The sequence below is a fragment of the Halobellus clavatus genome (assembly GCF_900107195.1).
GTDB lineage: Archaea > Halobacteriota > Halobacteria > Halobacteriales > Haloferacaceae > Haloquadratum > Haloquadratum clavatum.
Genome location: NZ_FNPB01000006.1, coordinates 109,217 through 132,631, shown reverse-complemented (window position 1 = coordinate 132,631; position 23,415 = coordinate 109,217). Strand labels below are relative to the sequence as shown.

Genomic DNA, 23,415 nt, shown 5'->3' with positions numbered 1-23,415 from the left:
CGCCCGGCCAAACGAATCTTTTTGCGGATACCGTCCGGCGTCTCGGTATGGTCTCTGAGATCTTCGAGACGACGCGCTGGGAGCAGGTCGACGGCGCCGACGCCTTCGACGACATCACGTACCACCGAGCGACCGACGTCCCGGCGGTCCGGATCGCCTTCGACCGCCCGGAGAAACGCAACGCCTTTCGTCCGGGGACAGTCGACGAACTGTACGCCGCACTCGACGACGCGCGGAAGAAAGCCGACGTCGGCTGCGTCCTCCTGACGGGCAACGGACCCTCCGACGAGGACGGCGGGTGGGCCTTCTGCGCCGGCGGAGATCAATCTGTCCGCGGCGAGTCGGGCTACGAGTACCGCGAGGACGACGACGCCGACGAGGCCGACGACCCGCTTGTGCGAGAGGCGAAGGCCGGCCGACTCCACATCCTGGAGGTCCAGCGTCTCATCCGGTTTATGCCGAAGCCCGTCATCGCCGTCGTCCCCGGCTGGGCAGTCGGCGGCGGCCACTCGCTGCACGTCGTCTGCGACCTGACCCTCGCCTCCGCGGAGCACGCGAAATTCCTCCAGACTGATCCCGACGTCGCTTCCTTCGACGGGGGCTTCGGTTCGGCGTACCTCGCGAAACAGATCGGGCAGAAGAAGGCCCGAGAGGTGTTCTTCCGGGGAAAGACCTACTCGGCCGAGGAGGCTGTCGAGATGGGAATGGCCAACGAGTCGATTCCCCACGAGGAGTTAGAGGAGGTCGCCCTCGAGTGGGCCGACGAGATCACCGACAAATCGCCGACGGCGATACGGATGCTCAAGTACGCGTTCAATATGACCGACGACGGGATGGTCGGACAGCAGGTGTTCGCGGGGGAGGCGACGCGACTGGCGTATATGACCGACGAGGCCCAGGAGGGCCGCGATGCATTCCTGGAGAAGCGGGATCCGAACTTCTCGCAGTTCCCCTGGCACTACTGATCTCCCGCACTTGAGAAGAGCATCACACCACGCGACTCACTCCGTCTCGGAACCGTTCCGACCACCGAGCCGCGTCCACGCCGTGACGCTATCTTTGACCCCAAGCGGGCCGTCTCGCCAGCGGATGTACGCCACGAGGAGCACACCACCAACGACGGCGAAGACAACGCGAGCGACTCCCTCCTCGCCGATCCAGAAGGCGGGGCCGACCACGTCGAGGGCGATCAGTTCGGGCGTCTGCTGTGAAACGCCCAGACCGAACACCGCACTCATCGTGAAGTTGTAGAAGACGTGAAACCCGATCGGGAGCGCGAGATCGCCTGACAGCACGTAGACCACCCCGAATACCAGCCCGGCGACTATGTAGTATCCGTAGGCGAGTGGATCGCTGATTTTGCCGCCGTGCAACAACGCGAAGATGACAGTGCTGACTACGATGGCCAGTCCGGCAGCGGCCCACTGCGGGACGTATCCATCGGCCCCTTCGGCGAGGTTCTTCAGCATCGCCCCGCGGAAGATGAACTCCTCCCAGGACGCCAGAACGCCGATATACACCAACACGAGGAGCATTCCCGGCAGGAAGGGGAGCGACTGCGCGCCCTGAGTGAAACCTGATACCGTCGCCCACCCGGCGGCCAGCGCGACGAGCATCGTTCCCGCGTTGGCGAGCGTCGCGACCGCTCCGCCGACGACGAAGGAGTAGATCCACTCGCGTTCGAGCGCGAATCCGTACCCGGCAACTGGTCGCCGATCGAGCACTCGCCCACCGCCGAGAATGGCGGCACCCAGGACGATACCCATCAGACTGAGTTCCAGCAGTTCGCGTACTGGATGCTGGAATCGCGGTCGAACGACAGTCACGATCAGGCCGAAAGCCAGGAACGTGATCACGAGCGGCAGGACTGCACGCAGCGGGGCGCGGATCCGATGTGAATCGTAGTTCCACACTGGACAGGTGAGGAGTCGCCACACCGACTGGAGTCTGTCTGGGACTGTTCCATCGATTGTCGTTTGTAACGACATACGAACAGCAAGGGAGGAGGAGGAGGAAGTCCCACAGGCACGGCTTCCGACCCGGAAGCGCGGGGTTCTTTTTTATATCTCTCTGATAGCATAGAGCTATGGACGGAGACGAGGAGGAGCTCCTCGCGTTGCTCGACGACGAGTACGCACGGGCGATCCTCGTCGAACTCACCACCGAACCAATGTCCGTTTCGGATCTCTGTACGGCCTGTGAAATGTCGGACCCGACGGTCTACCGGCGTCTCGACCGATTGCAGGCGCTCGATCTGGTGACTGATAAGCAGGCTCTGGACCCGGACGGCCACCATCACAAACGCTACGTCGCAAATCTCGAAGACGTGACAATTACGTTCGATGATGGGGCTTACGACGTGACCGTTACCCGGCCGTCGTCGAATCCGGCTGATCGCTTCACCGATCTCTTCGAGGGGTTGTCATAACATGTTCGCGCTACTCGGACAGGTGCGGGCCCCCGGGGCTGACCTCTCGATCGCTATCTCCGTCTTCGTACTCTCAGCCGTCTCTATCGTGCTGTCGGGAGTTATTGCGGTGGTGCTGGTCCGTGGCTACCGCCGTGGCCCGGGCCGAACGGGAATGTTGTGGCTCGCAGTGGGGTTGCTCCTCCTCACGACGGTTCCCGAACTCCTGCGAATCGCCCTGCCGACAGTGACTGGCGTCGACACGGTCGGGCGCTCGATACTCGTCAGTGCCACCGAACTCGCGGGCCTGGGCGCGATCCTGTGGAGTGTCTTCGGGGAGGGAGCGAGATGATCGCGCTCGCTCCGCTGCCCGGCGATCTTCTGTCGCCCGCGACCGTCGCGGTGGTATCGCGCGGGCTGACGGCCGTCGTCGGTCTCTTCGTGGCCGGGTTGGCTTACAGAGGGTACCAGCGCAACGATGCCTCGAAGATGCGGACGCTCGCCGTAGGGATTGGGCTCCTGACTGGCGGCGTGTTCATCGTCGCTACCGGCGTCGATCGGGCGGGTGGCAGTCCCGGAGTGGTCTTGGTCGCTCGCGGCGTCGTGACCGTCCTGGGCCTCAGTGCTGTGTTGTACGCCCTGGCTTTCGAGTGAAGGGGGACTTGCAAACGCTACTATCGTTGGTGTACGAGCGACGCCAGAGCGCCGGCGTGAATCGTGCAACCCGTGATACTATTCTGGTAATATGGTTTGCTACGCTGGCGTCCCCAGTCCCGCAGGGAGTGTATCTGGCAGGAAGGCAGGTGGCCCACTGGCTGTACGCACCGCGGGCATAGGTGTCGGGGCAACCGGTATCGCCAGACAGCACATCGAGATGGGGACTGCGCCCCTCGCTCGAGAGGTCGCACAGGCGATCGGTGGGGACCCCGCGATGGCATCCATCCGCTTGATCGGGCCCGCTGTCGCTATGGGTGCCGTCGCGTTCGGTCTGCCGTGGGTTTTCAACCGTAGGCGATCAGTGGCCGAACGACACGGCGTCGGTTTGAGACGGTTTGGGAGACGCTGTGAAGACACCGGTCGTGTGAAACGAGGGCGTTTGAGGAACGACATCGGCCGTACTGTGCGACTGCGCGAAGAGAGACGAATGTCGTCGAATTACCTCTTTGAACTTGCTTGGGCCGCCAGCGATACTCGCAAATTGCGACACCCATCCCTGCGAGATGAGGACTGCGGAGGAACGGCAGGTATCCATACGACGGGAGCGGATCCTCCTCGCCGGTTCGGTTCCCTCGAATTCGTATCGTTCAACCCACTGATAGCGTATTCGAGACTGCTCAGGTTTTTGCGTAGAGCCGGTGATATACGAATATGTCAAAAACTGCCGACATCATTCATACTGTCGGACAGAACTATGTGAAAATCATCGGCACCTCGTGGGTGCCAAACTGATTCACGAACTTCTGTCCGACAGTATCAGCAGTTCGAGGAGGCCACGCATCGTGTGGTCGCTGACCTACAGAGCGTGGATTTCGGGATCAGATTTGTCCGAGAGGACATCAGAGACCGCTACACAGACGTTGACTTCGAGGAGGCCTATAAGATGATTATGGGCCATCTCGTCGCGAGCGATGACTTCAAATCACTCATTGGAGAACAGGCGTGCCGAGTGCAGACGTTGTTTTTCACCGACATTATCGTATTCATTATTCCGTCTACACGCCACGAGGCGGTGTTCGCTTCCTTCGATTACGACGAGGATTTCCCGGTGGATCAGTTCGTCCAGCAGATCTCAGAAACTGCGCCGGATGAGTAGTAGCTATTCGCGTTGCGGGTATTCGACGCACTATACGATGGGAGTCCGACTCGGCCACCCAGACTCTCCCGTGACTCGCGCCGGCGAAGCCGACATCGATACCGGGACCGGGGCATCGAAATTGCCACTGCCTCCGTGGTCACCGGGCAACCGGTTCTGTCGGGAGGGTACCGGATCGTCGGCACTGTCTCGCCTGGCATTCTTTGGGGTTGGAAGCGACGGACAGGGCCACCGCCGGAGGGTAAAAAAGGTGAATGAGAAGTTTCACGCCGTCCCCGCCCGGAGGGACTCTTAATGAGTACGCAGGACATCAGTCGGCGGGAGGCGTGGGTGATCGCGGCCCGCCCCCAGACGTTGCCCGCTGCGGCGTCGCCCGTGATCGTCGGGACGGGACTGGCGGTCCACGACGCCGTCTTCGCCGCCCTTCCGGCGCTCGCGGCGCTCGTGGGAGCGGGACTGATCCAGATCGGGACCAACTTCGCGAACGACTACTACGACGCGATCCAGGGAGCGGACACCGAAGATCGGGAGGGATTCACCCGGGTGACCGCAGGGGGACTCATCGATCCCGAGTCGGTCAAGCGAGCGATGTATCTCACCTTCGCCGCGTCGATTCTCCTTGGGACCTACCTCGTCCACGTCGGCGGTGTCCCGATCCTGGTGATCGGCCTGCTCTCTGTCACCTCCGGGATCGCCTACACCGGTGGTCCATACCCGCTGGGCTACCACGGGTTGGGCGACCTCTTCGTCTTCGTCTTCTTCGGCCTCGTCGCAGTCGCGGGCACGTATTACGTGCAGGCCGCCGCAGCCCTCGCAGACCCGCTCACCGTGGGCATTCCACCAGAGACGCTTCCGATGGCAGCCATCCTCGCCGCCCTCCCAGTTGCGGCGCTTTCGACGAACATCCTGGTCGTCAACAACGTCCGCGACAAGGAGGAGGACGCCACGACCGGCAAGCGAACCCTGGCAGTCAGATTCGGCTACGGGTTCGCCCGCGCGGAGTTCCTCGCGATGCTGGCACTCGCCTACGCCGTGCCGCTGTGGTTCGTGGTCCGGCCGACCTTCACCCCGCTCGTCCTGCTCCCGCTCGCCACGCTCCCGTACGCGGTCAAGATCACCCGGACGATGCTTTCTGAGACGTCCGGCGAGATACTGAACCCGACGCTCGAACGGATGGGCCGGTTGCTTGCGGCCTTCTCTGTCCTGTTCGCCGTCGGGCTCTCGATCCCGGAACTCCCGCTCTGAGCCGATGGACGTCACCCCCTTCTCCCTCGATCTGTCGTCGCCGCTGGCAACCGCGTCGGGGCCCATCGAGCGCCGGAGCGGGTACCTCGTCAGGATCGAGGCGGACGGCGCGGTCGGACTCGGCGAGGCGACACCGCTTCCCGGGTGGACCGAGAGCGATGACGAGTGCCTTGACGCGCTGAGCGGCGACAGCGCCAGCGGAGTCACGCCGGCGACACCGGCCGCTCACCACGGTGTCGAACTCGCCCGACTCGACGCCGCCGCGCGGAGCGCAGACGTGTCGCTCGCAGCGCTGCTCGCCGACGGGGTGGCCGAGTCCTCCGACGGGGATCGCCCGGCTCCGGCGGACACCGTGCCGGTCAACGCGACCGTGGGCGACGGCTCGGTCGCTGAGACAGAGACGGCGACGCGCGAGGCCGTCGAGGCCGGCTACCCCGCAGTGAAAATAAAGGTGGGTGCCCGGTCGGTCGACGCCGATCTGAATCGAATCAGGGCGGCGCGGGCGGCCGCAGGCGACGACGTCGAGCTCCGAGCCGACGCCAACGGAGCGTGGGATCTGGACGAAGCCCGGCGGTTTCTCGACGTCGCTGCGGCGCTCGATCTCGCGTCCGTCGAACAGCCACTGCCGGCCGCTAACGTGAGTGCCCACGGCGAACTCCGCGGCCGGGGCGTCGACGTCGCGCTCGACGAGTCCCTCGCGGCCGTCGGTCCCGACGCGGTCCTCGAGCAGGACGTGGCAGACGTCGTGATCTGCAAGCCGATGGTTCTCGGCGGGCCGCAGCGGGCGCTCGCAGTCGCCACAGACGCGGCCGAGCACGGCGTATCGACCGTCGTGACGACGACGATCGACGCCGTCGTGGCCCGGACCGCCGCGCTGCACGTCGCGGCCGTGCTCCCGACGCCGCGGGCCTGCGGACTGGCGACCGGGAGCCTGCTCGAGGGCGATCTGGCTCCGGATCCGGCACCGGTCGAACGGGGACGACTGACTGTTCCCGATGGGGCCGGTCTGGCCGGCGGCGCGTTCGATTCGCTCCGGTTCGACGCCGATAGCGGACGGAGGTGAGGGCTACGCGCTGCCCGAACCCGGGCGCGAGATTATTATCCGCTCCGACCGAAGGAGACCTATGGCAGACCCGACGCCGGAACAACGGCGCTTGCTGACCGGACTCTTCGTCTTCGCGGGCCTGGTGTTCGTCGGTGGAATCGTCGTCGTCGCGTTTCTCGCTGGGGCGATCTGACTCGGCGGCTCACTCGGGCCGATGGGTGGCACCCGAGCGGCTGTCGGCTCCTTTCCGACGGATCGCCGCCGCGGCGTTGCTAGCGTCGTAGCCGAAGTAGACGTTCTCGCCGTACTGCTCGGCGACGTCCGCGGCTCCGACTAGGTCGTCGAGATCGACGTCCACCGCGTACAGTTCGACCGAAAAGGTCGCATCGAGCGGGTCCAGCCGGCTCTGGAACCCCTTGGCGATCGTCTCGAGCCAGTAGGTCGTCCCGTAGTGCGTGTCGTAGAGCGGGACGACGAATTCGTCGACGTGATCGGCCAGCGCCGGGAGGTCGAGTCCGGCGCGACGGTAGAGGTGGCCCTCGTAGGGATCCGGGTACAGCGTGAGATGTACCTCGCCCGGGATCCGATCAGCCGCGGCCGCGACGAACGCCGTGATCTCGTCGGCGCGCCACGCGAACCACTCGTCGCGGTCGCTCTCCGCGAAGCGGCGCTCGCAGCGCTCGCAGTGACAGAATCCCTCGCGCGGGAATCCGACGTCGTCGAGTCTGACGGGGTCGTTCTCCTCGGCGCAGTCTTCGACGATTTCGAGCAGCCCCGCGCGGTACTCCTCGTTCGTGGGACAGATGTAGGACCAATCGAAGTACCGGCGGTCGCGCGTGGCCAACTGTCCGTCCGCATCGACGGGGACCAGGTCCGGATCCGACTCCGCGGCCGCGTTGTCACCGAAACAGGAGACCATATTCACCGCGTTCGAGAGCGGGGCCGCGGCGCGCCCAGTGACGTCTTTGACTTCGTAGAACCCGACGTCGAATTCGCCCCAGTCGACTTCTTCGGCGTTCCGCGTGACTACACCGTACATACCCGCCGTTTCGGGCCGAGCGGTATCAACCGTTCGCTCGCTCGTCGGACGCAGGAACGTTCTTTTCGCTCGGGTGAGAAGGCACGGTCGTATGTCGGAGTTCGAGACCTACGAGTGTACGGCCTGTGGCGAATCGTTCGCAGCCCTCCCGGACGCCAACGCTGCCACGAACGGGTACTGCTCGCCGGCGTGTGAAGTCGAAGGGAAGGGACTGCACTGATCGCAAGCTAAAGAAGCGTGGCCTGCGGACGCCGCGTCAGGCTGGCGTCCGGAGCGCAACTGCAGGGCGGTGTGTGGGGACCGCCCGAGGTTCCGGGAGTTATTCGTCGTCGACTTCGACCTCGACGGGGTCCTCGCCGCCGGAGACGACGAAGTAGACGAGTGCGATGAGGGCCAGTACCAGGATGAACTTTGATTTTCCGGACATACCCGAGGGTACAGCGTCTCGGTACAAAGTGGTTTCCCTCCGCTGTGGTGAACTCCTGTCGGTGCTGGCCGGGCGCACACGACCGCGGTCAGATCAACAACCCATCTCGCCGGGGAGCGGAACAGCGACGAGGCCGGGACCGGATCGAACCGCGTCGAGTCGGATTCCGTCTGATCAGGTGACGTCGAGGTGTTCGGCCACCTCGTCCTCGCGGACGATCTCTCCGCAGTAGTCACACCGGAGTCCGTCCGAGAGGACGGCGAACCGGGTCGCGACCGGTTCCTCGGCGTTGGTGATGCAGTTTCGGTTCGGACAGGAGAGGACGCCGGCGACGGCGTCGGGTCGGTCGATCCGCTTCTTGTCGACGACGTCGTACTCGCGGATGATGTTGATCGTCGCTTCCGGGGCGATGACCGAGAGGACGTCCACTTCCGACTGGCTCAGCTCGCGGTCCTCGACCTTCACGATGTCTTTCTTCGCGAGTTTGTCCGACGGGACGTTCATCCCGATGGAGACGCCCTCGCCGCCGGAACCGTCGATGCCGAGCAGCGCGAGGACGTTCAGGGCCTGGCCGGCAGCGAGGTGGTCGATGACGGTCCCGTTGCGGATCTTCGAGACGCGGAGTTCGCGATCGGTGTCGCTCATTCGTCTCCTCCCGTCGTGTCTGTCTGCGCGTTCTCGAGGAGCATATCCAGCAGCGCCATTCGGACGGGGACCCCGTTGTGTGCCTGCTCGAAGTACTTCGCGTGGGTCGTCTCGTCGACCTCAGGGGCGATCTCGTCGACGCGGGGCAGCGGGTGCATCACGGTCAGGGAGTCCTTGGCCGCCTCGAGGTCGTCGGTGTCGATCTGATACTCGCCGGCCACTTTCAGGTACTCGTTCTCGTCGGGGAAGCGCTCGCGCTGAATGCGGGTCACGTAGAGGACGTCGAGGTCCGGGAGGACTTCGCCGAGCTCGGTGTGCTCACGGACCTGCGCGCCAGACTCGTGCAGGTCGTAGCGGACGCTCCGTGGAAGCTGGAGGCTCTCGGGACTGACGAAGTGCTGTCGGATGTCGAAGTTCGTCAGCGCCGACGCCAGCGAGTGAACGGTCCGCCCGTACTTCAGATCGCCCATAATCCCGACCGTGACGTCGTCGAGTCCCGCGTTCTCTCGCATCGTGTAGAGGTCCAAGAGCGTCTGTGTCGGGTGTTGTCCCGCCCCGTCGCCAGCGTTGACGAGCGGAACGTCGACGAATTCGGTCGCCATCTTTGCCGAGCCCTCGAGCGGGTGTCTGAGGACGAGGGCGTCGGCGTACCCCTCGACGACGCGCATCGTGTCGGCGAGCGTCTCGCCCTTCTTCACCGACGAGGATTCGACCGAGCCCATATCGATCGTTTGGCCCCCCAGACGCTTCATCGCGGTGTCGAAACTCATCCGCGTGCGGGTGCTCGGCTCGAAGAAACAGAGGCCGAGAATCTCGCCGCGCCGGCGCCCTTCCCAGGCCCCCGGGTCGGCGTCGATCTCCGCTGCGCGGTCGAGCACCGCCTCGATATCGGCCCGCGAGAGCTGAGTCGCGGAGATGAGGTGGTCCTGACGCATCGTGTACGTCCCCGGGGGGAACGAACTTGAATGGCTCGGGTCGACGCCGGTGTGACTGCTGTCCGCACAGAACTGAGCCCGACCCGCAATCGCCGATCAGGGCCAGTTACCGCCCTCTCGATACGATTCGATGATCCGCTGGCTCGCGACGACGTACGCGGCCGTCCGGAGATCTGGCACCTCGAAGGTGTCGAACGCGGTCACCAGTTCGTCGAACGCGTCGGTGATGACGGCTTCGAGCTCGTCGTTCACCCGTGACTCGGTCCAGCCGAACCGCTGGCGGTTCTGGACCCACTCGAAGTACGAGACGGTCACGCCCCCGGCGTTCGCCAGGATGTCGGGCACCACGTGGACGTCGCTCTCGGCGAGAACGTCGTCGGCGTCGGGAGTCAGCGGCCCGTTGGCAGCCTCGACGATCACGTCGGCCTGCACGTTCGTCGCGGTGTCGCGGTCGATCGCGTTCTCCAGCGCCGCCGGCACGAGCAGGTCGACGTCGAGAGTGAGCAGTTCCTGGTTCGTCATCGCCTCCGTCTCGCCGTATCCCGAGACCGCGCCGGTCTCGCCCTTGTACGCCTTCACCTCGCGGGGATCGAGTCCGTCCGGATCGGAAATCGCGCCCGAGGAGTCCGAGACGGCGACGACTGTGGCCCCGAGGTCGTCGATGAGTTTCGCGGCGACGGAACCGGCGTTTCCGAACCCCTGAACGGCGACGGTCGCCCCCTCGATGTCGCGATCCAGATACTCGAACACCTCGCGGGCGCTCAGCATCACCGAGCGACCCGTCGCTTCGACGCGCCCGGCGCTGCCGCCCGAGGAGATCGCTTTCCCCGTGATGACGCCCGGTGCGGTGGTCCGTTCCAGCGTCTCGTAGGTGTCTTTGAACCAGTTCATCTCGCGCTGGCCCGTGTTCACGTCGGGCGCGGGAATATCGCGGTCGGGGCCGATCAGCGGCCGCAGTTCGGTCGCGAACGACCGCGTGAGCCGTTCGAGTTCCGTCGTCGAGTACTCGCCGGGATCGACGACGATCCCCCCCTTGCCGCCTCCGTACGGGATATCGACGACCGCGCACTTGTAGGCCATCCACCCGGAGAGCGCCTTCACTTCGTCGCGGGTGACCCCCGGGTGATACCGGATGCCGCCCTTGTAGGGACCGCGGTCGCCGTTGAACTGCGAGCGAAAGGCTTTGAATCGTTCGAGCGACCCGTCGTCCATCGTCACCGAGAGATTCAGTTCCAGAACGCGTTCTGGGTGTTTCAGTCGCTCGACGATGTCGTCATCGACATCGAGATACGCCGCCGCATCGTCGACCTGTTCCTGTAAACTCTCGAACGGATTGACCTCGGCCATACACGAACTTCCGTCGGTAGCATTTTAACAACTGGTGAATCCTCGTTCCGTGCCCCTTCACCGTGTTTCCAGTCCAGGCATCGATTGGTATACAAGCGCGCCGATTACAATTACTATATAGTTTAAATCTTATCTATATTGTATTTGCGTGAAGCTACGTGTTGCCAATTTTCTTGAGAATCAAAGTACTATGTCGATTAATAAATTTGTAGCTGTTTCTCTCTGGCCGGTTCTCTCCGACTGGTTTTCATACCGAAAATGTAAGTGTCTCTTGCTGCTTCGAAACGGTATGACAAAGAAGGCGAATCACCCCGTCAGGACGACCGAGAAGACGCTCGAACTCATCGAGACGTTAGACACCGACGACGGGTTCCGCCTCAGCGAACTCGAAGACCGACTGGAGATGAGCAAGAGCGGGATTCACAACCACCTCAGCACGCTCCGCGAACACGGGTACGTCGAGAAGGACGGCGACGAGTACTCGCTGAGCCTCAAGTTTCTCTCGCTCGGGGGGCACGTCCGGAGCCGGTCGTCGCTGTACCGCCACGGGCGGTCGAAGATCGACCAGTTAGCGGACGATACCGGAATGTTGGCGAACCTCGCGACCGAGGAAAACGGCCGAGCGGTGTACCTCTACCAGTCCCGGGGGCAGTACGCCGTCAACCTCGACACCCACGTCGGATTCCGCCTCCCGCTGCACAACATCGGGATCGGGAAAGCCATCCTGGCGTCCCTGCCCCGCGAGCGTGTCGAGGAGATCATCGATCAGTGGGGACTCCCGAAGGCCACTGAAAACACCATCACTGACCGGGAGGAACTGTTCGAGGAGTTGGCCCAGATCGACGAACGGGGCTACGCGACTGACGACGAGGAGCGCACCGAGGGGCTCACCTGCATCGGTGCGCCGGTCAACCTCGGCGGCGAGGTGCTGGGTGCGATCAGCATCTCCGCGCCGACGAAGCGGCTGGGGAACGCGGGCTTCGACGACGACATCACCGCCGAAGTCGAGAGCACCGCCCACGAACTCGCACTCGATATCAAGTATGCCCGACAGTAAGCCGGGGCGGACGGCGCGGCGACCACTCCGAGGGCACGCACCACAGTGAGAACAATTATGACTACGGTCCGGCGTAGTACCTACGTATGCCGGAAATCGTCGACGGATACACCCACATCCTGACGGAGCACTTCTTCGAAGAACTGACAGATCGGTTCGGCTTCCAGGGACTCTCCGGACGTCCCGAGTTCCTCTGGGACGTCGAGAGCCGCAAGGAGGATATGGCTGACTACGGCGTCGACAAACAGGTCATCACCCTCGCACTCCCGACGCTGTTCCAGGGAATGGACCACGACCTAGCTCTAGAGATCACCAAACTCGCGAACGACGAGGTCCGACGGCTCGCCGACGAGCATCCTGACGACTTCATTCCGGTGGCGACACTCCCGAAAGTGAGTGATGCGTTTCTCGCGGAGTTCGACCGCTGTGTGAACGACCTCGATATGAAGGGCGTACAGATCTTCTCGAACGTGGACGGCAAGCCGCTCGATCACGAGGAGTTCTGGCCGCTCTTTGCGGACGCCGAGGCGACGGACACGCCGCTGTGGATCCACCCACAGCTCTGGGAGTGGTACGACTGGGCCTCCGAGTATATGGAACACCGCCTCTTCGGCTGGCCGTTCGATACGACGCTCGCGCTCTCTCGGCTCGTATTCGGCGGTGTGATGGAGGAGTACCCGGACCTGAAGATCGTCTCACACCACGGCGGCGGTATGGTCCCGTACTACGGGAGCCGCATCGAGATGTTCTATCAGCAGCGACAGGCCTACCCCGAGAACTATCCGGAGTTCCACGAGAACGCCGCAGACCTCTCCCGACCCGCCGAGGAGTACTTCAAGAAGTTCTACGCCGACGCCGCGGTCTCGGGGTCGACGTCCGCACTCGAGTGCGCGGAGACTTTCTTCAACGACGGGAACCTCGTCTTCGGGACCGACTACCCCTTCAGCCCCGAGCGCGGTCGCCGCACCGTCGAGGTCACTATCGACGCCGTCGAGGAGATGAACGTCGGCACCGAGGCCCGCGAGGACATCTTCGCCGGCAACCTCTACGAACTGATCGAGTAGATCCGTTTTCACACTCGAAATTCGCTGCCGGGCCTCCGGGGAATGACAAACAGACGTACAAATGTTATGGTTTCTCTACTGGCAGAGATATCGTTTCAATCTGTGCGATCGAAGACCGCAGAGATAGCAATTATACAGGATGTGTTTCGAATGTGAAAACGCGGCCGTTACTCCGCCCGAATCTCCATCGATCCGAGGTTCGAGAACTCGACGTGGTAGACGTCTCCGGGTTCGATGTCGATCGCAGCCGAGATGCCGCCGGTCATCACGAGTTCGCCCGCGCGGAGGTGGTCGTCGACGTCGTCGAGACGCTCGGCGAGCCAGGCGACGGGCCGTGCCGGGTTCCCCATAATGTCAGCACCGATGCCGGTGGCTTCGACCTCGCCGTTGACCGAGACGGCGACGCCTTCCATCTTCAGGTCCAGATCGGTGACGTCCCGGTGCTGTTCGCCGACGATGACCTTCCCCGCGGACGTCAGATCCGCGATGACGTCCTGCGCCGAGGGGATCGCCCATCCCTGGAATCGGCTCTCGAGGATCTCGACGACGGGAACGACCGCCCGAGTCGCGGTGAGTACGTCAGTCGTCGTCACCGGCGGTTCGAGATCTTCGTCGAGGACGACACCGATTTCGGCCTCGATCCGGGGGGCGATCATCTCGTCGGTCGGGATCGGCTCGTTCTCCAGGACGGTCTCGTGGGCCACGTATCCGAAGATCGGCTCCGGAATGCCGAGTTGCTCCTGTTTCGCCTCACTGACGAGGCCGAGTTTGTGGCCGACGACATCGTCGCGGCCGGCCGCGCTGAGTCGGTCGAATACCTCGAACTGGATCTGATACGCCTCTTCGGTGGTGAGTTCGGCGTCGTCGCTCAGCGGCGGGATCGGTTCCTTGGTGTCGTAGGCTTCATAGAGCCGCGTCGCGAGGTCGTCGATTTCGTCCTGGCTGAGTGGCATACACCCTCTACGTTCGCTGGTGCACTGATTATACTTTCGACAACGGACGCCGCGGACGGGCACACTCCGCTCCTTCCTGCGATCGCCCCGCGAGACGTAAGCGAATGTCCTTCCATCTATCCCGATTAATCCAACTCAGTAACTGGTTCCGGTGGCGACACCATTTTACTCTCCTATCCCGTACTACGCTTTGTATGTCAGAAGCTGAGGTAGCCCAGGACATCTCTATCGACGCGTTCTGGAACGCCCTCTACATCGACGGCGAGTGGGTGGCGCCCGGCGACCGAGCGCAACTCGACGTAACGAACCCGGCCAACGGCGAGACCGTGACACAGGTCCCGGCGGCGACGGCCGCGGACGTCGACGACGCCTACGAGGCCGCTGTCGAGGCACAAGAACAGTGGGAACAGACGACGCCCGACGAGCGCGCCGCGGTGATCCGTCGGACGGCAGACCTGATCGACGAGTACGAGGCCGAGATCCGCGAAATCCTCGCAGTCGAGAGCGGGGCGGCGAAGCCCCGACAGGACATCGAACACGGCGGGACGGTCACCTTCGTCCACGACGCCGCCTCCTTCGCCTTCCGGTCTTCGGGCGGGCACAACCAATCGAAGATCCCCGGGAAGGAGAACATCATCCAGAAAGAACCCGTCGGCGTCGTCGGCGTCATCTCCCCGTGGAACGTCCCGATGAAGCTCTCGATCCGCGCAGTCGCGCCCGCGATTGCTCTTGGTAACAGCGTCGTCCTCAAGCCGGCCCGAGAGACGTCGATCTCGGGCGGACTCCTTCTCGCGCGACTCTTCGAGAAGGCAGGTCTCCCCGACGGCGTCCTCAACGTCGTCCCCGGCAAGGGTAGCGAGGCCGGCGATCGGACCGCTGCACATCCCGACAGCGACGTGATCGCCTTCACGGGATCGACGCCGGTCGGCCAACTCGTCGGCCAGAACGCGGTCGATCACTTCGCCTTCCCCGCGCTGGAACTCGGCGGCAACAATCCCCACGTGGTTCTGGAGGACGCCGATCTGGATCAGGCAGTCGCCGCGGGAACCTTCGGCTCCTTCTGGAACCAGGGACAGGTGTGCATCTCCATCAACCGCCACCTCGTTCACGAGTCCGTCTACGACGAGTACGTCGAGCGACTCGCCGATCGCGCCGCATCGCTGGAGATCGGCGATCCCACCGACGACGACGTCGTCATCGGTCCCATCATCAACGAGGACCAGCGCGATGAGATGATGGCATACCTCGAAGAGACCCTCGAGCAAGGAGCCACGCTCGAAGCCGGTGGTGCGGCCGACGGCCTGTTCGTCGAACCGACCGTCCTCTCGGATGTCACGAACGATATGGCGGCCGCCTGCAACGAGCACTTCGGTCCCATCGCACCCGTGATTCCCTTCAGCGACGACGAGGAGGCGGTCGAACTCGCGAACGCCACCGAGTATGGACTCGCAGCGTCTGTCCACTCCGAGGACCGCGGTCGCGCACGCGACGTGGCCGACCAGATCGACGCCGGGATGGTCCACGTCAACGACCAGACGGTCAACGTCGAACCGCACGTTCCGTTCGGCGGGATGAAAGACTCGGGGATGGGCCGGTACAACGGCAAGTGGATCATCGACGAGTTCACCGAGACGAAGTGGACGTCGGTGCAGCGCGAGCCCCGCGACTACCTCTTCTGAGGCACAGCGCGAACCGCAGAATCCCGCCCGGAGTTCGTCGCTGACCGACGGCCGTCGGGGAGTCGCATCCGCTAGTCGCGGCCGAGATCGGCCCCAGTCGCGGCCGTCAACGGGTCCGTAGGCGAAGTTATTTGTACGGTAGTTTCGTACTTATCACTATGTCGTTAGACGCGGCGATCGTCGGTCCGGGTAACATCGGCACCGACCTGATGTACAAGATTCTCGACCGGGGGGAGAACATCGACCTCCAGCGGATGGTCGGAATCTTCCCGGTCGAAGAGAGCGATGGGCTCCAGGCCGCCGTCGACGAGGGCGTCGACGTCGGTACCGAGGGCATCGACAGCATCAAAGCGCACGCCGACGAGTTCGATCTCGTCTTCGAGGCCACGAGTGCGGGCATCCACGAACAGCACGCGCCCGTGTACGAGGATCTCGGGCTGTTCGCAGTCGACCTCACGCCCGCGGCGATCGGTCCCTACACCGTCCCCGTGGTCAACGCCGACGACGTCGTCGCGGAGGGTCACGAGAACGTGAATATGGTCACCTGTGGTGGCCAAGCGACGATTCCGATCGTACACGCCGTTGATCGGGTTTCGAGCGTCGAGTACGCGGAGATGACGTCCCACATCGCCTCGAAGAGCGCCGGCCCGGGAACGCGACAGAACATCGACAAGTTCACGCAGACGACCGCCGCGGGCCTCGAGGAGGTCGGCGGCGCCGAGGACGGCAAGGCGATCATCACGCTGAACCCGGCCGAACCGCCGATTATGATGCGGAACACGGTCTACACGATGGTCGACGAGTCCACCGACGTCGACGAGGTCCGCGACTCGGTCGACGAGGTCGCCTCCGACGTACAGTCGGACGTCCCCGGTTACGAGATCACGCTGGAACCGGAAGTCAAAGCGCAGGACGACGTCGCTTTCGACCTCGGCGATTCGATCATCCTCACGACGATGATCGAGGTCGAGGGCGAAGGGCAGCACCTTCCCCCGTACGCAGGCAACCTAGACATTATGACGAGCGCAGCACTCGGAACAGCAGAACGGGTCGCAGAGCAATCGATCGAGGCCGACGTCGCCGGAGGTGTCAGCGATGACTGACGAGGTCCGGATGGTCGATATGACCCTCCGCGACGGGATGCACGCCGTCGATCACCAGTTCACCCCCGAGGAGATGGCCGACGTCGCCGCGGCGCTCGACGCCGCGAACATGGACGTCGTCGAAGTCTCCCACGGCGACGGGATGGGCGGCTCGTCGATCAACTACGGCTTCGCCGCGGCCGACACCGAGGAGTACCTCGACGCCGTGGTCCCCGAACTGAACGACACGGAACTGTCGGTGCTGCTCCTGCCCGGCATCGGGACGGTCGAAGAGATCGATATGGCGATCGATCGCGGGGCCGACATCTGTCGGGTCGCGACCCACGTCACGGAGGCCGACATCTCGGAGGATCACTTCACCTACGTGAAGGATCGCGGACTGGAAGCCAATGGGCTCCTGATGCTCTCACATATGGCCGAGCCCGAGCGGATCCTCCACGAGGCCGAGTTGATGCAGGAGTACGGCGCTGACGCCGTGTACGTGATGGACTCTGCGGGTGCCCTCCTGCCGAGCGACGTGCGCGACCGCGTGGGCCTGCTCGCCGACGAACTCGATATCGAGGTCGGCTACCACGCCCACAACAACCTCGGACTCGGTATCGGGAACACGCTGGCAGCACTCGACGCCGGCGCAACCACGGTCGACGGCTGTCTCCGCGGCCTCGGCGCCGGTTCGGGTAACGCACAGATCGAGGTGCTCGTCGGCGTCCTCGACAAGGCCGGCTACGATATCAACCCGGACTTCTTCGGCGTGATGGACGCCGCCGAGGACGTCCTCGTCCCGATGATCTCCGACGACGAGATGCCCGAACTCGACAACGATTCGCTGATGCTCGGGTACGCGGGCGTCTACTCCTCGTTCCTGCGGCACACCCGTCGCGTGGGCGAGAAGTACGACATCGACCCCCGCGAGATCCTGGTGGAACTGGGCGAGATGGAAGTCGTCGGCGGTCAGGAGGACCTGATCACCGACGTCGCCGCGCGTCTCGCAGAAGACCGCGACGCCGGAACCGCCGCGGAAGCGGCCTCCGACGACTGAGCGGCGCGCTGCAGATTTTACAGGTCGTCGCGCGGTTCGACCAGTTCGATCATGTGACCGTCGGGGTCGGTGATGAACGCCACACGGGCGCTCGCCCCGGTCGAATCGAGCGGGCCACGGAGCAGTTCCGTGTCCGTCTCTTCTTGGAGTCGTTCGACCTCCGCGTCGGTGTCGTCAACCTCGAGTGCCAGGTGGTCGAACCGACTCCGAGTGGCCTCGCCGAGGTCGTGGTCCTCCTTGTGCTTGAACTGGATCTCGGCCGCACCATCGCCACGCACGTAGAGGTTCGTCGCGCCGTCGCCGCCGACGAACTCGTTGGTCTTCTCGAGTCCGAGGGCCCCGACGTAGAAGTCAAGCGTCTCCTCGATGTCCGATATCCAGATCGCGCTGTGGATGACGTCCATACCGGTACGGCGCGAGGCGGCGACATAAATCTCGGGGATCGACGACGGCGCGGGGGACAGTCGGACGACGACAGGACACCAATCTATTTGACGACCCGCCGGATAGCGTTGGTATGGTCACAGCAGACACCCGCGACCAGTTGGCCGAATCGCTGTACACGGCGCTCCGTGAACAGTCGCCGATCGACCGGCTCACGGCCGAATACGACCTCTCGATCTCGGACGCGTACGACATCCAGACCCGGCTGATCGACCGTCGCCTCGACGACGGAGCGGAAGTCGTCGGTCACAAGGTCGGACTCACCAGCGACGGCATTCAAGAACAGCTGGGCGTCGACGAACCCGACTTCGGCCGCCTCCTCGATACGATGTTCGTCGAAGGCCGCGAGATCCCGAGCGAAGAGCTCCTGCAGCCGCGAGTCGAACCAGAGATCGGATTCATCCTCGACGAGCCACTGGAACCGCCGGTGACCTACCTGGACGTCCTCGACGCGACGGGGTCGGTTCTGCCCGTCGTCGAAGTCATCGACAGCCGCGTTCGCGACTGGGACATCCGCATCGAAGACACCATCGCCGACAACGCCTCCTCGGCGCTGTACGTCGCTGGCGAACGGACGAGCGTCCCCGAGACCGACCTCTCGCTCGAAGGCGTGAAGCTGTACAAGAACGGCACGCTCGAATCCTCCGGCGTCGGGGCGGCGGTCCTCGATCACCCGGCCCGGTCGGTCGCGTGGCTCGCGAACACGCTCGCCGATCTCGACGAGACGATCGAGGCGGGCCACATCGTGCTGAGCGGGTCGCTGACGCCCGCCGTCGACCTCGCGCCCGGCGACGTGATCTCGGTCGAGTTCACGTCGATCGGCACGGTGAACGCCCGGTTGAGTGAGTAGGGCCGATGGGGGGCTTCGGCGCGAACTCCGGCCCAATCAGACGGTCCTGACCCACCGATCCCGGGACGGAGCGACTGGACTCCGGTGTGTTCGCTGGTGATTGCCGTCCCGGGGGCGCGTTGGGATACCCGGTGATCTTTCGGCGGCTCGAATGGTGAGTAATCGACTTCGGTGAAAAAGAGGCTACCGAGTACCTCGAAATCCCGTCCGTTCAAACGGCCGCAGCCGGAGAGTACACCATCTCGAAATTGTCTGGTCTGTCACCCGCTAACCGACGTCAACGGTCGAAGTATGGCAGCTCTCACTCCCCGCTCGATCCCGATCAGTCGTCGGCCGCTTGCGCGAAGTCCGCGACGAGGTCGCCGGGGACGTGTCCGTCGTCGGTCCACCCGCGTGCGTCGTAGTACTCCTGGATCGACGAGTCGAGGTCCGGGAGGTCGTACGGGAGGCGGTCGTCCTCGGCGTCGCGGCCACGCTGGTTCGCGAAGTGCCGTTCGAGGGTCACCACGCGGTCACCGACGGCCAGCAGGTCCTCGTAGTCGGTGCCGAACAGCGCCTCGAAGATCTCTTCTTCGATGACCCGACCCAGCCCGAACTGACAGAGGACAGCGCTGTCGCGGACGGCGTTGCGGTTCTCGTGATCGATGATGAAGTCCGCTTTGCCGCTAGTGCCTTCGGCGGGGATCACGTCGTTGTACTCCGGAATCATCACCGTCGAGTACATGTGGTCCGCACCGCGGTTGGCGACGGCGTACGAGAGGCCCTGTCCGTGGACGACGCGCCCGTCGTGGGCGGCGAAGTCCATCCCCTTCACGGTCCAGTTCTCGACGCCGAGTTCTTCGTGGGCCCGGTCGATGCCTTCAGCGAGCGTATCGCCGATACCCTCGCGGTGGGCGATCTTCTCGACCAGTTCGTGGATCAGTTCGACGTTGCCGAACTCGTCCTCGCTCGCGAGGTATGCGGCGATCGTGTTGCCGCAGGAGATGGTGTCCATCCCGAGGTCGTCGCACATATCGTTGGACTTCATAATGTCGACGATGTCGTCGACGCCGGAGTTGCTCCCGAACGCCATAATGGTCTCGAACTCCGGTCCCTCGGTCTCCAGTCCGGTCGCTTCGTCGCGAGTCGGGAGTTTACACGCGAAGGCGCACACCGAGCAGGCCGCCTTCTTGTACTTCTTCTCCTCGACGCGGTCGCCGTTGATCTGCTCGACGCCCTCGAAGGACTGATCGGCGAAGTAGTGCGACGGCAGCGAGAAGTTGTCGTTGAGGACCTGCACGAGGTGGGTCGTCCCCTGTCGGCGGAAGATGTCGTCGCTCGTGGCCGCCTGTCGGTGGACGTCCATCTGGATATCCTCGTTCGGCATTTCGAGCTCCGGTGCGGAGTCGCCCGCGAAGGAGATGCACTTGACGTTCTTCGATCCGAGGATCGCACCCAGGCCGCCGCGGCCGAACGCGCGCTCGTCGTAGGTCATCGCCGAGGCGAATCGGACTTCGTTCTCGCCTGCCGGCCCGATGGTGACGAGATTTTCGCTCTCGAGTCCGTGCCGCTCGTTCATCTCCTCGGTGACTTCCGGAACCGTCGCGCCTTCGAGCGCTGAAACCGTCTCGAATTCGATGCCCTCGTCAGTGACGTGGACGGCCAGCAACTCGTCGCTCGCCCCGGTGAGTTCGACTACGGAGTGACCAGTGCCGACGAAGTTCCGCGAGAGATAGCCGCCAGCGTTCGAAGAGAGAATACCGTCGGTCAGTGGGGAGAGCCCCGTCATATTCATCCGGCCGGTGAAGCTCATATCGGACTGCTGGAGCGGTCCGGCGGCCAGATAGACCCGGTTCTCCGGGCCGAGCGGGTCGGCGTCGAACGGGATTCGGTCGTGCGCCAACTTCGTCGAAATCCCCCGTCCGCCGATGAACTCCTCGAGTTCCTCGTCGATGGTGGTCGTCTCCGTCTCCCGGTCACCGACGTCGATGGTCAAGAGTGATCCTGTCGCGTGGAGCATACTATACGTATGCATAACCCGATACAAAAACTATTCGCAGACGGCGCCGCAGCGCACATTCACCCGACAGCGCGGCGGATTGTGGAGCGGGCGACGGGTGGATCGACGCCGATGGCGGCGTTCGCACGAGCGCAGCGAGGGTGCGTGTACTCTGAAGCTGCCCCCATCGCTCGGTACACTTCGACCGACAGACAGTCCGGCTCCCACCGTCTCCGTGGGGCACTGTCCCCCGCGCCCTGACGATCGGAGACTCGCGTTTTACTTCTGAAAATTCCGAGGAATAATTGTATCTTGTTTCTCTCGGTTTATTATAGCCTAGAATAAGAATCCGTTCTGTGTTCCTACACAATACTAGATAATTGTAGATAATATATGAAGTAGTTGTATATTGCGTTTCTCGGCCGTTCTCTCTGTCAGCCTTAGCAAATGGATACGTTCCACCGGACGTCGGGGCAGTTCGTTTCCATCATCGGGAGAGAGCGACACTCCTGCCAGTCGTTTATTTTCGTTTTGAAAATAAGGGCCGCTATAATCGGTGGCGCACCCTATGGCCGATCACTCAGTCACGCGGACGCCTTCGGCGTCGGGTCGCCACCGCATCACGCGCTCGTGGAGGGGTGCGAGGACGCCGTATTCGACGACGATCAGGAAGACCACGAAGATGATGAGCCAACTCATCATCGTCGGGAGGTCGTACTGATCGAAGTACCGTCGGAACATAAATCCGACACCGCGGGTGAGGAGGAACGCCTCGACGAGTAGCGTGATCTTCCACCCGATCGAGAGGGCTGAGCGGAAGCTCGCGAACAGGAACGGTGCGAGTTGGGGGACGATGATGTCGGTGAACATCTGCACCCGATCCGCGCCGAAGAATTCCGCCATCTCGGCGAGGTCCGAATCGAGGTTCCGTGCGCCCTCCCACATATTCAGTGCGACGAAGGGTGTGATGACGACTGGGACCGCGAAGAACCCGCTGCTCGCGTTGAACCCGATCCAGATGGCCGAGATGAAGACGATCACGAGCGATGGGATCGCGAGCCAGGCGTAGATCCACGTCGAGATGGTGCTCTCGAGCGTTTCGCTCCGCCCGAGCGCGATCCCCAGAAGTGTTCCCAGGATCATCGAGACGATCAGTGACGCGAAGAGCATCTCGATCGTCTTCCAGACGTGGAAGTAGAACATATGATCGTACGGTCCCGGCGTCGTCAACACCGTAACGAGCGAATCCACCGTCTCCGGAAGTCCCGGGAGGACCTCCGGGTAGGTGATCCCGCCGGCGTACCAGATGGCGAGAAGGGTCGCGATCGACGCCACGCCGTACCCGAATCGCTGCGTTCGGTTCATCTCACTCCACCACGTGCTCGTGGAACTCTCTGTACAGTTCCGCCTCGCGCTGGGCGATTTCGGGGTCGTCGTACTGGCGCGGCCGGTCGATTCCGATATTCCGCCGGGCGAACATCTTTCCGTTGGAGTTCATCATATAGAGGTAATCCGAGAGGAACACGGCCTCGTTGATGTCGTGAGTGACGAACAGGATCGTCTTCTGCTCCCGCTGCCAGATGTCGAGTAACTCCTGCCGGAGGTCGCGGGCCGTGATCTCGTCGAGACTACTGAACGGTTCGTCCATCAGGATGATCTCGGGTTCGATCGCGAGCGCTCGTGCGATGGCCACCCGCTGTTTCATCCCCCCGGAGAGGCGTGTGGGATAGTTATCGCCCTCCGTGTCGAGATTGACCATCTCTAGGTACCGGGTTACCCGCTCGTCCCACTCCGATTCCGGCACGTCCCGGGCTTCGAGCGCGAACTCGATGTTGCCTGCGACGGTTTTCCAGTCCAGCAGGCGCGGCTCCTGAAAGATATAGCCGAGGGAGAGATCGTTGGGGGTGACGTCGCGGCCGCCGCGCCGCATCGTCCCCTCGGTGGGTTCGACGAGCCCCGAGATGACGTTCATCAGCGTGGTCTTTCCGCAGCCAGAGGGACCGAGCAGCGAGACGAACGCGCCGGATTCGACGTCGAGATCGACTTCGTCGAGCACCTGGATGCGACCCTGCCCGGGCCTGGGATAGTGCTTGACGATGTCACGGAGTTCGAGGGTCTCGCCCGTGGTCTCGGACGATACAGATCGTTCTTCGGCTGCCATCATCATCGCCCTCCGGGGTTCCGCAGGAGAATAGCTGTGCGGGGATGGTCTCGGAACATAGATCGTGTGAACAGTTAGCGAAAGACGTGAGGATCATAATAATCTTTCCATAGCCCCGGGCGACTCCCGTCCGGTGCCGCGGGCCAAGGTCCAGAAGTGTCGAGAGCCGATGGATCTATCATAA

At 63.4% G+C, this 23,415-nt stretch carries 24 protein-coding genes; 14 read left to right on the top strand and 10 right to left on the bottom strand.

The features are described 5' to 3' along the window. Positions 1-47 precede the first annotated feature (47 nt). Positions 48-965 (top strand): 1,4-dihydroxy-2-naphthoyl-CoA synthase, encoded by a 918-nt coding sequence (locus BLU74_RS10470; RefSeq protein ID WP_089767233.1) that lies wholly within the window; start codon positions 48-50, stop codon positions 963-965. Between the two features lie 36 nt (positions 966-1,001). Here the strand turns inward: BLU74_RS10470 and BLU74_RS10465 are convergent, their stop codons facing one another. After that, positions 1,002-1,988, bottom strand: a complete 987-nt coding sequence (locus tag BLU74_RS10465; RefSeq protein ID WP_089767232.1) for a CPBP family intramembrane glutamic endopeptidase — start codon at positions 1,986-1,988, stop codon at positions 1,002-1,004. A 98-nt stretch (positions 1,989-2,086) separates the two neighbouring features. On the opposite strand from BLU74_RS10465, the gene BLU74_RS10460 reads away from it, so the two are divergent. The 6 genes from BLU74_RS10460 (at position 2,087) to BLU74_RS10435 (ending at position 6,528) form a co-directional block, all read left to right on the top strand. Next, positions 2,087-2,428, top strand: coding sequence for a winged helix-turn-helix domain-containing protein (locus BLU74_RS10460; RefSeq protein ID WP_089767231.1), 342 nt, complete (start codon positions 2,087-2,089; stop codon positions 2,426-2,428). Between the two features lies 1 nt (position 2,429). Next, positions 2,430-2,759 (top strand): hypothetical protein, encoded by a 330-nt coding sequence (locus BLU74_RS10455; protein WP_089767230.1) that lies wholly within the window; start codon positions 2,430-2,432, stop codon positions 2,757-2,759. Beyond that, on the top strand, positions 2,756-3,061 hold the full coding sequence (locus BLU74_RS10450) for a DUF7521 family protein (protein ID WP_089767229.1): 306 nt from the start codon (positions 2,756-2,758) through the stop codon (positions 3,059-3,061). The genes BLU74_RS10455 and BLU74_RS10450 overlap by 4 nt, the downstream gene beginning before the upstream one ends. Positions 3,062-3,908: 847 nt before the next feature. Continuing rightward, positions 3,909-4,220 (top strand): DUF7522 family protein, encoded by a 312-nt coding sequence (locus BLU74_RS10445; protein ID WP_089767228.1) that lies wholly within the window; start codon positions 3,909-3,911, stop codon positions 4,218-4,220. Positions 4,221-4,514: 294 nt separating this feature from the next. Then, positions 4,515-5,465, top strand: a complete 951-nt coding sequence (locus BLU74_RS10440; RefSeq protein WP_089767227.1) for a 1,4-dihydroxy-2-naphthoate polyprenyltransferase — start codon at positions 4,515-4,517, stop codon at positions 5,463-5,465. Positions 5,466-5,469: 4 nt separating this feature from the next. Beyond that, positions 5,470-6,528 carry a mandelate racemase/muconate lactonizing enzyme family protein gene (locus BLU74_RS10435; RefSeq protein ID WP_089767226.1) on the top strand — a complete coding sequence of 353 codons (1,059 nt, stop codon included), beginning with the start codon at positions 5,470-5,472 and terminating at the stop codon, positions 6,526-6,528. Positions 6,529-6,712: 184 nt separating this feature from the next. On the opposite strand, the gene BLU74_RS10430 is transcribed toward BLU74_RS10435, so the two are convergent. Next, on the bottom strand, positions 6,713-7,549 hold the full coding sequence (locus tag BLU74_RS10430; RefSeq protein ID WP_089767225.1) for a hypothetical protein: 837 nt from the start codon (positions 7,547-7,549) through the stop codon (positions 6,713-6,715). 91 nt (positions 7,550-7,640) lie between these two features. Here BLU74_RS10430 and BLU74_RS19485 point away from each other — a divergent pair, with 91 nt between their 5' ends. Next, the gene (locus BLU74_RS19485; RefSeq protein WP_281241842.1) at positions 7,641-7,769 is read left to right on the top strand and encodes a hypothetical protein; all 129 of its coding nucleotides are present in this window, start codon (positions 7,641-7,643) and stop codon (positions 7,767-7,769) included. A gap of 381 nt (positions 7,770-8,150) precedes the next feature. Here the strand turns inward: BLU74_RS19485 and pyrI are convergent, their stop codons facing one another. The 3 genes from pyrI to BLU74_RS10415 form a co-directional block, all read right to left on the bottom strand. Further along, a complete protein-coding gene (gene pyrI / locus BLU74_RS10425; protein WP_089767224.1) occupies positions 8,151-8,621 on the bottom strand; it encodes an aspartate carbamoyltransferase regulatory subunit in 471 nt (156 codons plus the stop codon). Further along, positions 8,618-9,556 (bottom strand): aspartate carbamoyltransferase, encoded by a 939-nt coding sequence (gene pyrB, locus BLU74_RS10420; RefSeq protein WP_089767223.1) that lies wholly within the window; start codon positions 9,554-9,556, stop codon positions 8,618-8,620. The genes pyrI and pyrB overlap by 4 nt, the downstream gene beginning before the upstream one ends. Before the next feature lie 96 nt (positions 9,557-9,652). Continuing rightward, positions 9,653-10,903, bottom strand: coding sequence for a Glu/Leu/Phe/Val family dehydrogenase (locus BLU74_RS10415; protein ID WP_089767222.1), 1,251 nt, complete (start codon positions 10,901-10,903; stop codon positions 9,653-9,655). 289 nt (positions 10,904-11,192) lie between these two features. Between BLU74_RS10415 and BLU74_RS10410 the strand changes: the two genes are divergently transcribed. Next, positions 11,193-11,960, top strand: a complete 768-nt coding sequence (locus BLU74_RS10410) for an IclR family transcriptional regulator (RefSeq protein ID WP_089767221.1) — start codon at positions 11,193-11,195, stop codon at positions 11,958-11,960. An 86-nt stretch (positions 11,961-12,046) separates the two neighbouring features. Further along, entirely contained in the window at positions 12,047-13,024 is a 978-nt protein-coding gene (locus BLU74_RS10405; RefSeq protein ID WP_089767220.1) for an amidohydrolase family protein, read from the top strand. A 167-nt stretch (positions 13,025-13,191) separates the two neighbouring features. Here the strand turns inward: BLU74_RS10405 and BLU74_RS10400 are convergent, their stop codons facing one another. Beyond that, a complete protein-coding gene (locus BLU74_RS10400; RefSeq protein WP_089767219.1) occupies positions 13,192-13,977 on the bottom strand; it encodes a 2-keto-4-pentenoate hydratase in 786 nt (261 codons plus the stop codon). 194 nt (positions 13,978-14,171) lie between these two features. Here BLU74_RS10400 and BLU74_RS10395 point away from each other — a divergent pair, with 194 nt between their 5' ends. The 3 genes from BLU74_RS10395 (at position 14,172) to dmpG (ending at position 17,798) form a co-directional block, all read left to right on the top strand. Beyond that, positions 14,172-15,656, top strand: a complete 1,485-nt coding sequence (locus BLU74_RS10395) for an aldehyde dehydrogenase family protein (RefSeq protein WP_089767218.1) — start codon at positions 14,172-14,174, stop codon at positions 15,654-15,656. 158 nt (positions 15,657-15,814) lie between these two features. Further along, on the top strand, positions 15,815-16,759 hold the full coding sequence (locus tag BLU74_RS10390) for an acetaldehyde dehydrogenase (acetylating) (RefSeq protein ID WP_089767217.1): 945 nt from the start codon (positions 15,815-15,817) through the stop codon (positions 16,757-16,759). Then, complete coding sequence (gene dmpG / locus BLU74_RS10385) at positions 16,752-17,798, top strand: 4-hydroxy-2-oxovalerate aldolase (RefSeq protein WP_089767216.1); 1,047 nt, start codon at positions 16,752-16,754, stop codon at positions 17,796-17,798. The genes BLU74_RS10390 and dmpG overlap by 8 nt, the downstream gene beginning before the upstream one ends. A gap of 17 nt (positions 17,799-17,815) precedes the next feature. Here dmpG and BLU74_RS10380 read toward each other — a convergent pair whose 3' ends face one another. Then, positions 17,816-18,202 carry a VOC family protein gene (locus BLU74_RS10380; RefSeq protein ID WP_089767215.1) on the bottom strand — a complete coding sequence of 129 codons (387 nt, stop codon included), beginning with the start codon at positions 18,200-18,202 and terminating at the stop codon, positions 17,816-17,818. A 113-nt stretch (positions 18,203-18,315) separates the two neighbouring features. On the opposite strand from BLU74_RS10380, the gene BLU74_RS10375 reads away from it, so the two are divergent. After that, positions 18,316-19,092, top strand: a complete 777-nt coding sequence (locus BLU74_RS10375) for a 2-keto-4-pentenoate hydratase (RefSeq protein ID WP_089767214.1) — start codon at positions 18,316-18,318, stop codon at positions 19,090-19,092. A gap of 322 nt (positions 19,093-19,414) precedes the next feature. Here the strand turns inward: BLU74_RS10375 and BLU74_RS10370 are convergent, their stop codons facing one another. The 3 genes from BLU74_RS10370 to BLU74_RS10360 form a co-directional block, all read right to left on the bottom strand. Next, positions 19,415-21,091, bottom strand: coding sequence for an aldehyde ferredoxin oxidoreductase C-terminal domain-containing protein (locus BLU74_RS10370; RefSeq protein WP_089767213.1), 1,677 nt, complete (start codon positions 21,089-21,091; stop codon positions 19,415-19,417). Positions 21,092-21,646: 555 nt separating this feature from the next. Continuing rightward, a complete protein-coding gene (locus BLU74_RS10365; RefSeq protein WP_089767212.1) occupies positions 21,647-22,435 on the bottom strand; it encodes an ABC transporter permease in 789 nt (262 codons plus the stop codon). A gap of 1 nt (position 22,436) precedes the next feature. Next, complete coding sequence (locus BLU74_RS10360; RefSeq protein ID WP_217635361.1) at positions 22,437-23,231, bottom strand: ABC transporter ATP-binding protein; 795 nt, start codon at positions 23,229-23,231, stop codon at positions 22,437-22,439. Between the last annotated feature and the right edge of the window lie 184 nt (positions 23,232-23,415).

Coding starts and splice junctions, on each gene's coding strand:
- BLU74_RS10470 (WP_089767233.1), top strand. CDS start 48: ATGGTCTCTGAGATCTTCGAGACGACGCGCTGGGAGCAGGTCGACGGC.
- BLU74_RS10465 (WP_089767232.1), bottom strand. CDS start 1,988: ATGTCGTTACAAACGACAATCGATGGAACAGTCCCAGACAGACTCCAG.
- BLU74_RS10460 (WP_089767231.1), top strand. CDS start 2,087: ATGGACGGAGACGAGGAGGAGCTCCTCGCGTTGCTCGACGACGAGTAC.
- BLU74_RS10455 (WP_089767230.1), top strand. CDS start 2,430: ATGTTCGCGCTACTCGGACAGGTGCGGGCCCCCGGGGCTGACCTCTCG.
- BLU74_RS10450 (WP_089767229.1), top strand. CDS start 2,756: ATGATCGCGCTCGCTCCGCTGCCCGGCGATCTTCTGTCGCCCGCGACC.
- BLU74_RS10440 (WP_089767227.1), top strand. CDS start 4,515: ATGAGTACGCAGGACATCAGTCGGCGGGAGGCGTGGGTGATCGCGGCC.
- BLU74_RS10435 (WP_089767226.1), top strand. CDS start 5,470: ATGGACGTCACCCCCTTCTCCCTCGATCTGTCGTCGCCGCTGGCAACC.
- BLU74_RS10430 (WP_089767225.1), bottom strand. CDS start 7,549: ATGTACGGTGTAGTCACGCGGAACGCCGAAGAAGTCGACTGGGGCGAA.
- BLU74_RS19485 (WP_281241842.1), top strand. CDS start 7,641: ATGTCGGAGTTCGAGACCTACGAGTGTACGGCCTGTGGCGAATCGTTC.
- pyrI (WP_089767224.1), bottom strand. CDS start 8,621: ATGAGCGACACCGATCGCGAACTCCGCGTCTCGAAGATCCGCAACGGG.
- pyrB (WP_089767223.1), bottom strand. CDS start 9,556: ATGCGTCAGGACCACCTCATCTCCGCGACTCAGCTCTCGCGGGCCGAT.
- BLU74_RS10415 (WP_089767222.1), bottom strand. CDS start 10,903: ATGGCCGAGGTCAATCCGTTCGAGAGTTTACAGGAACAGGTCGACGAT.
- BLU74_RS10410 (WP_089767221.1), top strand. CDS start 11,193: ATGACAAAGAAGGCGAATCACCCCGTCAGGACGACCGAGAAGACGCTC.
- BLU74_RS10405 (WP_089767220.1), top strand. CDS start 12,047: ATGCCGGAAATCGTCGACGGATACACCCACATCCTGACGGAGCACTTC.
- BLU74_RS10400 (WP_089767219.1), bottom strand. CDS start 13,977: ATGCCACTCAGCCAGGACGAAATCGACGACCTCGCGACGCGGCTCTAT.
- BLU74_RS10395 (WP_089767218.1), top strand. CDS start 14,172: ATGTCAGAAGCTGAGGTAGCCCAGGACATCTCTATCGACGCGTTCTGG.
- BLU74_RS10390 (WP_089767217.1), top strand. CDS start 15,815: ATGTCGTTAGACGCGGCGATCGTCGGTCCGGGTAACATCGGCACCGAC.
- dmpG (WP_089767216.1), top strand. CDS start 16,752: ATGACTGACGAGGTCCGGATGGTCGATATGACCCTCCGCGACGGGATG.
- BLU74_RS10380 (WP_089767215.1), bottom strand. CDS start 18,202: ATGGACGTCATCCACAGCGCGATCTGGATATCGGACATCGAGGAGACG.
- BLU74_RS10375 (WP_089767214.1), top strand. CDS start 18,316: ATGGTCACAGCAGACACCCGCGACCAGTTGGCCGAATCGCTGTACACG.
- BLU74_RS10370 (WP_089767213.1), bottom strand. CDS start 21,091: ATGCTCCACGCGACAGGATCACTCTTGACCATCGACGTCGGTGACCGG.
- BLU74_RS10365 (WP_089767212.1), bottom strand. CDS start 22,435: ATGAACCGAACGCAGCGATTCGGGTACGGCGTGGCGTCGATCGCGACC.
- BLU74_RS10360 (WP_217635361.1), bottom strand. CDS start 23,231: ATGGCAGCCGAAGAACGATCTGTATCGTCCGAGACCACGGGCGAGACC.